Annotated in this window: 11 protein-coding genes; all 11 read right to left on the minus strand. The window is 50.9% G+C overall.

The window, feature by feature from the left end; all coding sequences use genetic code 11:
* Positions 1 to 22 precede the first annotated feature (22 nt).
* The 11 genes from GJJ30_RS12580 to GJJ30_RS12630 all read right to left on the minus strand — a co-directional run bounded on the left by GJJ30_RS12580 (position 23) and on the right by GJJ30_RS12630 (position 13,033).
* Positions 23 to 1,978, minus strand: coding sequence for a glycoside hydrolase family 127 protein (locus tag GJJ30_RS12580; protein ID WP_154175501.1), 1,956 nt, complete (start codon positions 1,976 to 1,978; stop codon positions 23 to 25).
* A gap of 115 nt (positions 1,979 to 2,093) precedes the next feature.
* On the minus strand, positions 2,094 to 5,435 hold the full coding sequence (locus tag GJJ30_RS12585; protein ID WP_154175502.1) for a UvrD-helicase domain-containing protein: 3,342 nt from the start codon (positions 5,433 to 5,435) through the stop codon (positions 2,094 to 2,096).
* 109 nt (positions 5,436 to 5,544) lie between these two features.
* Complete coding sequence (locus tag GJJ30_RS12590; RefSeq protein ID WP_154175503.1) at positions 5,545 to 6,078, minus strand: hypothetical protein; 534 nt, start codon at positions 6,076 to 6,078, stop codon at positions 5,545 to 5,547.
* Between the two features lie 15 nt (positions 6,079 to 6,093).
* Positions 6,094 to 7,191 carry a histidinol-phosphate transaminase gene (gene hisC, locus GJJ30_RS12595; RefSeq protein WP_154175504.1) on the minus strand — a complete coding sequence of 366 codons (1,098 nt, stop codon included), beginning with the start codon at positions 7,189 to 7,191 and terminating at the stop codon, positions 6,094 to 6,096.
* Positions 7,192 to 7,203: 12 nt separating this feature from the next.
* Positions 7,204 to 7,578, minus strand: a complete 375-nt coding sequence (locus tag GJJ30_RS12600; RefSeq protein WP_154175505.1) for a type II toxin-antitoxin system VapC family toxin — start codon at positions 7,576 to 7,578, stop codon at positions 7,204 to 7,206.
* Positions 7,575 to 7,859, minus strand: a complete 285-nt coding sequence (locus GJJ30_RS12605; protein WP_154175506.1) for a hypothetical protein — start codon at positions 7,857 to 7,859, stop codon at positions 7,575 to 7,577. Before GJJ30_RS12605 ends, GJJ30_RS12600 begins: the two co-directional genes overlap by 4 nt.
* Positions 7,856 to 9,124: a histidinol dehydrogenase gene (gene hisD / locus GJJ30_RS12610; protein ID WP_154175507.1), complete on the minus strand. Its 1,269-nt coding sequence runs from the start codon at positions 9,122 to 9,124 to the stop codon at positions 7,856 to 7,858. Before hisD ends, GJJ30_RS12605 begins: the two co-directional genes overlap by 4 nt.
* A gap of 71 nt (positions 9,125 to 9,195) precedes the next feature.
* A complete protein-coding gene (hisG, locus tag GJJ30_RS12615) occupies positions 9,196 to 10,056 on the minus strand; it encodes an ATP phosphoribosyltransferase (RefSeq protein WP_310588234.1) in 861 nt (286 codons plus the stop codon).
* Between the two features lie 141 nt (positions 10,057 to 10,197).
* Positions 10,198 to 11,226 carry a glycosylasparaginase gene (locus GJJ30_RS12620; protein ID WP_154175508.1) on the minus strand — a complete coding sequence of 343 codons (1,029 nt, stop codon included), beginning with the start codon at positions 11,224 to 11,226 and terminating at the stop codon, positions 10,198 to 10,200.
* Positions 11,227 to 11,308: 82 nt separating this feature from the next.
* The gene (locus GJJ30_RS12625; protein ID WP_154175509.1) at positions 11,309 to 12,064 is read right to left on the minus strand and encodes a hypothetical protein; all 756 of its coding nucleotides are present in this window, start codon (positions 12,062 to 12,064) and stop codon (positions 11,309 to 11,311) included.
* A 108-nt stretch (positions 12,065 to 12,172) separates the two neighbouring features.
* Complete coding sequence (locus GJJ30_RS12630; RefSeq protein WP_154175510.1) at positions 12,173 to 13,033, minus strand: helix-turn-helix domain-containing protein; 861 nt, start codon at positions 13,031 to 13,033, stop codon at positions 12,173 to 12,175.
* Positions 13,034 to 13,146 lie beyond the last annotated feature (113 nt).

The raw sequence follows: 13,146 nt of genomic DNA on the forward strand, positions 1-13,146 counted from the left end.
TTCAATAATTTTTCAAATCCGGTTATTTTTCTATTCTTCCAAACCAAACTGCCATTTCGGTCGCTCCCCGGTTGTTCCAGGCGTAATACGGGATGAGCGTCATCGGTTTCGCTCCGGACTGTTTCAAAACCACGACGCCACCCAGCAAATCTTTCCGGAATTCCGGGGTATATCGTTGGTTTAGCGACGGACTCAGGCTTAGCGCCCGACCGCCATTATCGACTCCTTCGGCGCAATATACTACCGGCCCGCGCTCAATTGCAACCTTCCCCTGATCGGCTTTTACCTTATTGTTGGCAATCACCTCTCGCACCGGCATATCGAAGGTGAGCAACACCACATCGCCCGGTTTCCAGGTACGGTGCAGTTTCAGGTAACCGTTTTCAACCAAAACCGCCGTAGCCTGCCCATTGATGGTCAGCTTGATCGATTGCGGTTGTTGCGTAACGTACCGGTACAAATCTCCGGGCATTGGCTGGTTCGAGACCCAGCCCGGAATGCGGATCAGGATCGGAAAGGCGATCGGTTTTTTCGGTGAAACAGTCATTTTAATGGCACCGTCCCACGGGTAATTGGATTGTTGCTGAATGTTAACCGGCGTTTCGTTCAGGATTACATCTGCTTGGCTATCGGCAAACAAATTGACAAACAGTTCGTTATGGCGAATGGCGTAAAAGTAACCAGGCAGGGAAGGCAAAAACCGGGCGACGTTGCTGGGGCAGCAGTTGATGCCAAACCACGGAGAACGCTGGGCGGGTTCGCGGTTACCGAAATCCGTTTTGCCGTTCGACGACATCGGGTTGACGTAAAAAAACTTGTTGCCTTCAATCGACACGCCCCCCAGAAAACCGTTGTATAACACCCGTTCAAACACATCCATGTATTTGGATTCGCCCGTCAGTAAAAACATCCGGTGATTCCAGAGCAGGTTCGCCGTGGCTGCGCAGGTTTCGGCATAGGCCGCATCGTTGGGTAACACGTACGGGTCGTCAAATGCTTCTCCATTCTCCCGCGCTCCGACTCCGCCGGTAATGTATTGTTTCCGGGTCGTGGCGTCGTTCCAGATTTTCATGACGGCATCCAGAATGGGTTTATCGTGCTGAATAGCAGCCAGATCCGTCATTCCTGCGTATAAATATTGTGCCCGAACGGCGTGCCCAACGGCTTCGGATTGCTGCACCACCGGTTTTTGATCCTGAAAATAAGCGGGCCCCAGATTGTGGGCATCCAGAAACAAAGGCCGTTTATCGGAACGCCCGCGCATGTCCACAAAAAACCGGGCCAGATCCAGATAGCGCTTGTCGCCCGTAACGCGGTATAATTTGACAAGCGCGATTTCCGTCTCTTCGTGGCCCGGAACAACGATCATTTGCCCCGGTTTTGGCCCGATCGTTTTGACAAGGTGATTCGCATTTTTAATCGCAACGTCCAGGAATTTCCGTTTACCGGTGGCCTGATAATGAGCAATGGCGGCTTCGTACATATGCCCAACGTTGTACAGTTCGTGGCTGCCATTTTCGAACGAATACCGCGACGGCCCGGCAACCCAGTCTTTCAAACCCGTGCTGTCCTTGAAAATCGTTCGAATGGTGTACAGATACCCATCGGGCTCCTGGGCGGCCGCAACGAGCGTGATCAGGCTGTCGAGGTAGCGATCTAATTTGGCATCGTAGCGATTCTGGAGCGTATAAGCGGCTCCTTCCATAACTTTATAAACATCGGATTCGTCGAATCGAATGCCATTGAAGGTTCCTTTTTTCAGGCCACCGGCTACCGCAAAATTGTCGAGCTTACCAGTTTCTTCAATCTTATGAAAGGCGTGGGGAATGGTAACCGCCCGGGCCGTTTCCAGCCGGTTATACCAAAAACCGGGTTGTAATTTTACATTTGAAAGCGGTACCGCCGTAATCGGATAATCCTGCGCAACGGCAATTTGAAGGGAAAGCAGAAAAGAAAAGAACCAACTGAAATACTTCATAACTCGATTATGGATTTGTAGTTACGGTTTTCGGTTTACACCTTACAGTAGCTGACGCATCCGTGATTTCTGCTTGCGTCAGCCACCGTAAACTGTATACCGAAAACCGTATCTGTTAAACTTTAACTATATGGCAATCGCTTACACACACCAGCCAGCCTTCAACCGTGACGTGACCCATTTGCTGGAATAATTTGATAAACGATCGCATTTTGGCCAGTTGCGGATCGTCCGGTTTTTCGGTCAGGTAGTTGGCCAAAACGACTTTGTCGGGAAACTGAACCACCCGATTCGGGCCATTCCGCTGCGGTTTTCCGGTTTTGCTGGCATTAGCTAGAATTCGGCGGTTGTTGTCGCCCCGTTTGGCCGGTTCGAAAAGCAGGCCAATTTCGGGGTTAGTTAAGATCTTTTGCAATGCTAACTGCATGGTTTCCTGCTCCGTCGCCCGTAAAATGCCTTCAGCTATCATCCGTCGGATTGCCTTATCCGAATCTTCCGGCCTCTGAATCAGCGAAAGGGCAGTGCAGACTTTCTGCCACCAGGCCCGGCTTTTTTCGAAGGCACTGGTATCGATCGTTCGCTCGATGCGCCGGAGCCGGAGCGGTTGTGTTCCTTCCCGGTTTCCGACGAATACCCGGAAGTGTTCACTTGTAGTTAACTGATGTTTGGACGATTGAGTTACAAAATCGTGGAGAGCGTAACTCATTTTGCCTTCTTCCCAGCACGGATTCCCCCGAAGATCAGTGAGATAGGTGTATAGCCAAAAATCAATTCCATTGGCATTCTTAAACCCGCCATCTTTGGCCGTAGGCGAAAAATCCTGCTTGGCTGCAATGATATACAACCGGTCGGTGGGTCGGGTGAAGGCCACGTACACCAGATTCATGCACTCGACGAAGGTCCGATACAGCTCGTCCTGGTATTGGTCGGCGAAGGGAGTTTCGTCCAGGTCTTTTTTAATCGTAATGGATGCGGTTTGTAACCGTCTGATTTCCTGACGTTCCATACCCGGAATGGCTAATTCGTCTATTTCGCCCAACGGTCCGAGTTCGGCCCACATGGTGTCGTTATTACGTGGTTTGTAGGACCAGTCCGCAAAAGGAATAATCACGACGGGATATTCCAGGCCCTTCGATTTGTGAATCGTCTGGATGGTAACGGCATTCTGGTCGGTTAACGTGCTGACCGACACTTTTTCCTGGGCGGTTTCCCAGTAATTCAGAAAATCCGAAAGGTGACTGCTGTACCGACTACTATAAGTTAACACTTCGTCCATAAACCGGAACAAATAAGCGCTATCCCGGTCGTTGTCAAACAGGTCAAAATAGTCCGCCAATTTTTCCGATAACTCGTAAATACTGAGCTGCTGCAAAACCGTCGGATCGAGGGGCATCTTGTCGATTTTTGAAATCAGGCTGAAAATATCGCTCTCGTCTTCGGCTTTTGCCATTTTGTCCATGAATTCCATCCAGGCCGCGCTGGGCAGATTCGGGTTGATGAGCCGGTGGTACAGAAACAGCATGTCGTAGCGCACCATCCGGTTTTCGGGCTGATGGAGCAATTGGAGCAATGAAACCAGAAACCGCACCCGTTCTGACGACTGTAGTGTGAGCGAGTCCTCCGAAGTGAGCGGTATGTCATTGGTTTCCAGATAATCCGCAATCCGGCGGGCATTTTTCTTGAATCGGCACAAAACCGCAATGTCGCCATATTGATACCCGTCGGCCACCGCTTTTTGAATCAGGGCCAGTGTTTTTTCAACCATCTGGGTATTGAAATCCGGCCCGTCGTCATCCGAATTTTTGGTGGCAAACCGATCCGGTTTCTCGATGAAATCGATCTGGACGTGGCCCGACACCCCGGCTTTGGCCGATGCCTGCCGAAATTGTTCGTCGAACACTTCCGTCACTTTCTCAAATTCCGTATCGGCGTAGAAATCGGCCATGAACCGAAAAAAGCTGTTGTTGAACTCCACGATGGATTCGGCACTGCGCCAGTTGGTCGCCAGCCGGTCAGGGTTCAGGTGAGGTTGCAGGCCCGACAGCCGTTCGAGGGTCATTTCGCTGGTTTCGTGCGCCGACAAAAGCGGGTCGAGTTTGCCGCTGTGCAAGGCCACGATTTGGTCCATATCGCCCCCGCGAAACCGGTAAATCGCCTGCTTGGCATCGCCAACCGCCAGATTGAACCGCTGATAGGCCAGGTTATTATCGATTAGCGGCAAGAGGTTGACAAACTGGAGCTTGGAGGTGTCCTGGAACTCGTCGATCAGAATATGGTGGAATTTCTCACCCAGTCGCTCGTAAATAAACGGCACCGGTTCGTCGGTAACAACCTTGACAATCAGTCGGTTGAACTCGGAAATATGAATCCGGTTTTGTTCCCGTAACAGATCATCGCATTCCTGTTTGATCTGCTTTAGGAGGGCCACTTTCTGCAAATGCTGCTCGATGGCTCCGAAAGTCCGGTACCGCAAAAGAGTATCGGCCCGGATTTGCTCAATCTGAAGAATATATTCCCGCAATTGCTCTTTAAGAGCCTCAATCTGAAGTTGTTCGGGCGTCAGGTTTTTCTTGCCGGAATGCCAGATGTCGTCGTCGATGGCTTTCCGGACGTACGTATTTGGTTCCTCCGGAAAACCGCTGAGGAGCATCCTTTTTTTGAAATACGTTCCGACGCCTTTGTCGCCGTAATAAAACGCTTTGTCCGACAAACCGGCCTCCTGAATAAGCTGGTAAGCTTCCCGGGCCACTTGCTCAATTTGCTTTTCAACTTCCCGGTTTTTGTCGCGCAGATTTCGCCGGATGGTGCGGAAATTCTCAGGATTCAGTTCTTTCAGTTTCTGAACATATTCGTAATTCCGGTCGCCCAGCTGGCCTTTGGAAAACTCAGCAAGGGTTCCGGCCAGCCCGTACCAGCTTTTTCCGTCGGACGCGTTGTCCAGGTAAAATTCTTCGAGTGCTTCCGACAAATAAGGGTGATCTTCCTGCCCGACTTTCTCCAGCAACCGGTCAATGGCGGTTTGCAACACGGCGTCGGTATCCATTTCCACCTCAAAACTATACGGCAATTCCAGGTCATCCGTAAAAGCCGTCACGACGCGCTGGACGAAGCTGTCGATGGTCAGCACGGAGAACGCCGAATAATCGTGGAGAATGGTGTGAAAAGTCTGGCGCGCGCGGCTTTGCAGTTCGTAAGGCTCGATTTTCAGTTCCCTGGCCAGTTCCGTAAGCTGGGAATTGAGGTCGCCGGAAGTGATTTTCTGGAGTTGTTCCAGAATCCGATCCTTCATATCACGCGCGGCAGCGTTAGTGAAAGTAACCGCCAGAATATTCTTAAACTGGTGAGATTCAAACGCTTTTCCTCCGGCAGACCGATCCCCTAGCGCCAATTTGAGGTACTCTTTGGTCAGGGTGTACGTCTTTCCCGATCCGGCGGATGAACTGAAGATTTTGAACATATCTTAAAGATACGAACATTGGAGTTGTATCGCTGAGTGAAGCGGAGGTGAAAAGAGTTAAGCGGAGTTAATTTAATTTTCTTCGCTTCACTCAGCGATACAAAAAAACTTAGAAATTCAACCTGACGCCCAAACCGGATTGCAAGCCGAGGAAGAACGGAGCGGGGATGACTTCGACGTAAGCGCCGGTTTCCAGAAAAAGGGAGAACGGCTTATTGGGCAAAAAATATTCAACGCCCGCTACGCCCGAACCGCCCACGGAGATGGTTTTGTCGTACGCATTCACGTAACTAAATTGATCGGAATAGTAACGCCGACTGTTCAACTGTCCGCCAAATCCGAAATAATAGTGCAGGGTTTCCGATTTACCGAACGATCCGTGCCAGAGGTAGTGTCCCTGAACGCTGAACCCAACATTTTTGTAGACGCCTTTACGGTAACTACGCCGGGTTCCGTAAATACCGCCGTAAGTGCCGAAATTAAGATCGAAGGCGTGGTTTTCACCAAAATACTTCCGGATATTGACCCCGGCCGGTTCGCCGATGCGAAACCCAACGGCCCAATTGTTCGTTTGCGCAGCGGCATCTCGGGAAATTGCCAAGCCAACCAACAGTACAAAAAACAGGAGAAATTTTCTTTTCATAGGATGGATACGTACTTATACGGTTGTGGTTAGTCGGTTTGCGAATGCTTTCAGCATGGTCAGCAATTGTTCATTTTCAGACTCGGTGCCGACGGTGATCCGGAGGCAGCCTTCGCAAAGTTTGACCCGATGCCGGTCGCGAACAATGATTTGCTGATCAATCAGAAAGTCGAAAACCGCTTTTGGATCATCAAATTTTACCAGAATGAAATTGGCATCTGACGGATAAACGTGCCGAACCAGCGGTAAATTGAGCAGATTCGCAATTAATTCTTCACGCTGCGCCAAAATCCGGGCAACCATGGTGTCTTTCGACGGAACGTTGCCGAGGGCTTTCAGCAGCAACTGCTGCGTCGGTCCGCTGACGTTGTAAGGCGGTTTTATCTTATTCAACACCTCGATGAGCTGTTCCGAAGCGAAGCACATACCTGACCTCAGAGCTGCCAGCCCCCAGGCTTTCGAAAAGGTTTGCAGAACAACCAGGTTGGGATACTGATCTAAAAGGCTGGTAAACGACTGAGTATCTGCAAAATCGATGTACGCTTCATCGACCACTACTAAACCGTTAAAACGATTCAACAAGGTTTTAATATCGTCCGGGTCGATCAGATTGCCAGTTGGATTATTGGGCGAGCAAACGAACAGAAGTTTGGTGTGTGGTTCAATCGCCGACAAAACCGCCGGAACATCTACCTGAAAATCAGGCGTTAACGGTATTTTGATGAGCTGAATGTCATTAATGGCCGCGCTGACTTCGTACATACCGTAGGTCGGTGGCAGAATCAAAATCGAATCCCGGCCGGGCGTGCACGTTGCCCGAACGAGCAGGTCGATGGGTTCATCGGAACCGTTTCCAATAAAAATCTGTGTCGGCCGAACGCCTTTAATGGGAGCCAGTTTGGCTTTAATCGCCAGTTGGTGCGGATCGGGATAGCGGTTATACTGTTCCTCCGAAGTCACATTTTCAACGATCGAACCGTCGAGCGTCGATCCGAATGCATTTTCGTTGGCGTCCAGAAAAATGCCTTCTTTCCCGGTGTATTCGTCGCGGGCAGAGGAGTAGGGGGTCAGCGAAAGAATGTGCGGTCGGAGGATGGTATTGAGTTCAAACATAAAAGCAAAAACTTAGGTAATCGACTGTAATGAAATGACTTGCAAACCGGAAATGTCGGCGAAGTCAGCACTGTTATTTGTTAATACCGGTATATCGTACAACAAGGCCGTTGCGGCAATAATCGAATCGTCTAGTGAACGTTTGCGCTGCTGGCGTAACCGGATGGCTTCGTTGATAATAGCTTCCGTAATTGGTAAAATAGATGCAACACGCAGTAAGCATTCCAATTCCGCTTTGTCCGTTGGCTTAAGACTATGATACCCCAAAACTTCCAGCTTGGAAATTAATGAGACATAAATTGAATTCTGCCTTTCCTCGAGATAACTTCGCAACTTCTCAAAGCCGGGGTTGGCAAAGTAGATGACAATATTACTATCCAGAATCATTCCTCCCGTCCGTCCAAAAACCGATCCCAGCTTCGTATTTCACGTTGCCATTCAGACGGATCACTAATGGAAGTGATACCACCTTTCGCTGCTATTTCTTCTGCTATCTGGATAAAGGGAGATTTTGGTTTAGGGGATTGTGTTTGAATGACTACCCGTGCGTTGAACCTGGGCAGAAGTGCGAGCAACAGGTCTTTGTCTTCCTGCGTGGCTATTTCAATTGTTAACAACTCCATAACAGCATCTTTTAAGCAAGGTAACAAATCTGTTGCGATCTTCATTCCAAACTCGCCAGCCGCAGACTGACCGCGTGCTTGTGAGCGGTCAACGATTCAGCTTCGGCCATGGCTTCAATCGTGGGGCCAAGCAGTTGAATACCCTCCCGGCTGATGTGTTGAACGGTAATTTTTTTAACAAAACTGTCCAGCGAAACACCGCTATAAGCCCGGGCAAAACCGTTGGTTGGCAAGGTGTGGTTCGTACCGGACGCGTAATCACCCGCGGACTCCGGGGTGTAATTGCCCAGAAAAATCGACCCGGCGTTGGTGATTCGTTCGGCCACGGTTTCGGCGTTTTCAATGCTCAGAATCAAGTGCTCGGCCGCGTAATCATTCAATAAGTCGATGGCATCTTCCTCATTATCAACCAGAATGGCTTTGCTGTTTTCGATGGCTTTGGCCGCCAGATCGCGCCGGGGCAGGCGCTCCAGTTGCGTCGTTAACGCCAGGTTAACGGTAGTCACCACTTTCTTGCTGGTCGATACCAGCAACACCTGGCTGTCGGCACCGTGCTCGGCCTGCGACAGCAAATCTGCCGCTACAAAAGCCGGTATGGCCGTTTCGTCGGCGTAGATGGCCACTTCCGACGGTCCGGCGGGCATGTCGATGGCAATTCCTTCTTTCGCCACCAGCATTTTGGCCGCCGTTACGTACTGGTTTCCCGGCCCAAAAATCTTGTAAACTCTGGGAATCGACTTCGTTCCGTACGCCATGGCCGCAATGGCCTGTGCCCCGCCAACCCGGAACAGTTTGGTAACACCCACGAGTTGGGCTGCGTATAAAATGGCCGGATGATCACTGGGGGTGCAAAGAATAATTTCCTGACAACCGGCCAGTTGTGCCGGAATACCCAGCATCAAAACCGTGCTGAACAAGGGTGCTGTTCCTCCCGGAATGTATAGCCCGACCTTTTCGATGCCGACGCTTCGACGCCAGCACACCACGCCCGGCATGGTTTCGATTTTTTCGATCGGCTGCCGCTGCGCTTCGTGAAATTTCCGGATGTTTTGATACGCCTGCTGAATGGCGGTTTTTAATTCGTTGGAAAGCTGAGCTTCCGCAGCTGTCAGATCGGAATCCGAAACCGGCAAACCCGAATACGGTAGTTTGTCAAATTTCTCCGATAGCTCCGTCAGCGCCTTATCGCCTTCATTCCGAACATGTTGCAAAATAGGAGCGACGGCTTTTTCAATCGATTCAGTAGATTGCACGGGCCGGGCCAGCAACCCAGGCCACTCGCTGCGGGGCGGAAAAGCAAGGATTTTCATGGGGGAGGATTGACGATTGACCGCTGACGATCGACCATGGTCAATGGTCAGCGGTCAATCGTCAAATTTCATCAATAAATCATTTTTTCAATCGGAATCACCAGAATGCCTTCTGCTCCGGCGGAACGGATGGCTTCGATGTTTTCCCAAAAATCGTTTTCGTTGATCACCGAATGAACGGAACTCCAGCCTTCGGTGGCCAGGGGCGTAACGGTGGGGCTTTTCATGCCCGGCAGCAGCGATGTAATCTGATCCAGCGCGTTGTTCGGTGCGTTCAGAACAATGTATTTATTGTTTTTAGCGGCCTGAACGGCTTTGATCCGGAACAGCAGCTTGTCGAGCAGGCTCTGTTTTTCGGAGTCCAGCGTTGCGCGGGAAATCAATATGGCTTCAGAGCGGAAAATAACTTCCACTTCTTTTAACCCGTTACTTAACAGCGTACTTCCGGAGCTCACAATGTCGCAGATGGCTTCGGCCAGTCCGATTCCCGGCGCAATTTCAACGGAACCGCTGATTTCGTGGATTTCAGAGGATACATTGTGATATGCGAGGTAGTCGCCCAGAATGCGCGGGTAAGAAGTTGCAATGCTTTTTCCGTCCAGATCCTGAATGCCGTTCCAGTCGGTGCCGCGCGGAATAGCCAGCGACAACCGGCATTTTGAAAAACCGAGCCGATGGACGGTTTCAACCTGATGCGTGGATTCAACGGCCACGTTTTCGCCGACAATTCCCAGATCGGCAACGCCGTCTTCGACGTAGCCCGGAATATCATCGTCGCGCAGGAACAGAAACTCGGCGGGGAAATTCGACGAAACGGATTTTAACTTCCCGGTTCCGTAATCGAAGCGGATACCGCACTCTTTGAACAACTGGTACGAATCCTCGCTCAGTCGCCCGGATTTTTGCAAAGCAATACGCAGGATAGAAGACACTTTGAATCAGGTCTGAATTTGAAGCGCAAAGGTATGAAAAAAAGTACCCAAGTCGCTGCCGTTGCTCACAGACAAGTGCAGATGCTACCAAAAAAACCGCTTCTGTTCGGGAAACGGTTTTCGGGCCGATAGCGGTTTTTGTTACAAATAATGGTCAGCGTTGAAGATTTTTTGCTGAATGGTCGCTGATGAGACCGTGTAATTAAAGCCTTTCTGAACCGAAAAGGCACCGATTTCGCCCTTGCGATTCAGGGCGATAAAACCGACCTGAAAATCTTTGGCCCGCGCCGGATCGCGTTTGACAATCCGTTCGATGGCCCGGCGGCAGGCTTCGGTGGGTGACAGGCCCTGCCGCATGAATTCGACAACCAGGTGGGAGCCGCACATCCGAATAACTTCTTCACCCTGACCCGAGCAGGTGACGGCGCCGACTTCGTTATCGACGTACAAACCCGCGCCAATAATGGGCGAATCGCCGACGCGCCCGCGCATTTTGAAGCCCATTCCGCTGGTGGTACACATGCCGGAAAGATTCCCGGCCGCGTCGAGGGCAATCGTTCCCATCGTGTCGTGATTCGGCGAGCCATCCTCCAGTTTATTTGGAGCAAAAGCTCTTTTTTCGCGCGGAGACGACGGTTTTTGATTTTCAATGTTGATGACGGGCTTGTATTCCGCCTTTTCCAGCCATTTCTGGTAGGACTTTTTCGCGTCGGCGGAAAGCTTTCCCGACTCGAGCGTAAAACCGTTCGCCAGCGCAAACTGCTGCGCTCCTTCGCCGACCAGCATCACGTGGGGTGTTTTTTCCATCACTTTCCGGGCGACCGAAACCGGATGCTTGATCCGTTCCAGAAAGGCAACCGAGCCACAGTTAAAATGGTCGTCCATGATACAGGAGTCGAGCGTGACCCGCCCATCCCGGTCCGGATTGCCACCCAGGCCTACGCAGCAGTTGATGTCGTTTTCGATGGCGATACCGGCTTTTTCAACCGCATCGATGGCCTTGCCGCCCCGCTGCAGAACGGGCCAGGCCGCGCCGTTTGCGATTTTTCCGCTATCCCAGGTGGACACAACGATGGGTTTTCCGGCTATCCGGCTCTCAGAAAGACCAGCTAAACTAAAAAACGGTAATGAAAATGTACTTAACCGGAGAAACGAACGCCGACTTTTCATGCAATAAAATAAGAATCAGTGAAATGGAAGATTGAAGTGTAATTTACCAGCATTCGTTGAGAAAAAAATATAAAATTCTCCTTTACAATGAATTATAATACGTAAAGACATCCGTTAGGGCCGCCCGGTTTTTCAGATCCGGTTTTTTCTCCTTCAGATAGGCGCTGATTTGGTCTTCTTTGTCCTGCATCACCGCCAGCAAACCTTTCCGGCCGGGCGAAAATTTGACGAGATTCTTGCCGTCACTGGTGTACCAGATGGCTTCCTTGATCAGCTCCGTGTCCTTCGAGCCAACGCTTAAGGCCGGATTGTAAGTGGGTTTTTTGACGTAAATCTGGTGCCGGATCAGGAGTTTCAGCTTGCCATCGTTCAACTGTTCAAAGAACCCGCGCACATCCGCCGGAGCCCCCACTTCCGTCGCATTCACAAAGTTAGTTTTCTGACCGTTGCGTTCCATGCTAAACTGTTTCGCCCGTTCCCCGCTGATGGCTTTCACCGTTTTGGCGTCGACCAGAAATTCGAGATTGTTGGCCGTGATGTTATACCGAACCGGCGTATCCGGAATTTCCAAAACCGGTTTGTTGCCCGGCTTCGCAATATTCTGGTAAAAAATCACCGTTGTTTTGGCAAAAGCCGTATCCAGATACGGATAGCCGAGGATGCTTCCTCCGGGGCCCGCCATCGTGTAAATGGGCGTTACGTCGAAATTCGACATCGTAAAATAAAGCCCCTGACTGATCAGATCGCGGCTGATATTCGGCATTGTCTGCGCATTAGCAGCCAGGCTTGCTGCCAGAATGGACGCCAGTACGCCGAATTGGGCGGATAGTTTCTTCATGAACATTTGCTAACATAGGTTTTCCATGCAATGATAAAGGAATAGCGCAAAACTTGCAATCCGGAGCCCAGGGTAGCATTTGCAAAATCATTTTGGCAGGAACGCGATTTAAAACCGCTGCCGAAACCGGGCGGGTGTGACGCCTTGCTTTTTTCGAAAAGCCTGAACAAAGTAGGAAACGTTCTCAAAACCAGCCTGTTCGCTGATGAGCGTGATGCTTCTGTCGGTGCGGGTAAGCAGATCGCAGGCGTAACGGATGCGGAGGTCGGTGACGAACTGCGTCAGCGTCTGGCCCGTCTGTGATTTGAAATACCGGCAGAATGCCGCCGGATTCATGTTGGCCAGCTCGGCAATTTCGGGCAGCGAAACCGGTGCCTCAACCCGCTGCATCAGGTGACCTACCACCCGGCTCAGCCGTTCGCTCTGGCGGGTCAGCTGCGGGTTCGGAACGTAACCGGGCGAAATGGGCGCAACGGCTTCAGAGCGGGCAATCTGGTCGAGGATGTGCAGAAGCGAGGTTAATTGCACCAGACCGTCTTTTTCTATCAGTGCGTGAAGCTGCCCGGCGATATCGGCCCGGAGCGGATCAAGGAGCTGCAGACCGACACCGGCACGGTTGAGGAGTCGCTGAATGGGCTTCGTTTCGGGCAATTCCCAGAATGGCTCCCCGGCAAAATTGGGCGTAAACCGGGCCACAATGGCCTCGGCCTGACGGCTGTTTTCCGCTTCGGCAAAAACCGCATCGTTCTTCCAGTAATGGGGCAGATTCGATCCCAGCAAAACAATTTCACCGCCCGAAAACCGCTCGATGCTGTGTCCGATAAACCGCATTCCGGCGCTGGAAACCACGTAATTCAGTTCAATTTCGGGGTGAAAATGCCAGGGATTCGTGAAATATGGCAGCCATTCGTGCCGCAGATCGAACGAGCGGTGGGGGAGTTGAGGAACCAGAAGTCGGTCGGGGCGCATAGATTATAAATTATTTGCATTATTTTCTGTAACAAGGTGAAAAGTGCAAATTTTATTATAAAACTGGCAAAAGATTTGTCAGAATAATGAAAGAAAATAGCGGAATATTTGCA

The sequence above is a fragment of the Larkinella terrae genome, assembly GCF_009668025.1.
GTDB lineage: Bacteria > Bacteroidota > Bacteroidia > Cytophagales > Spirosomataceae > Larkinella > Larkinella terrae.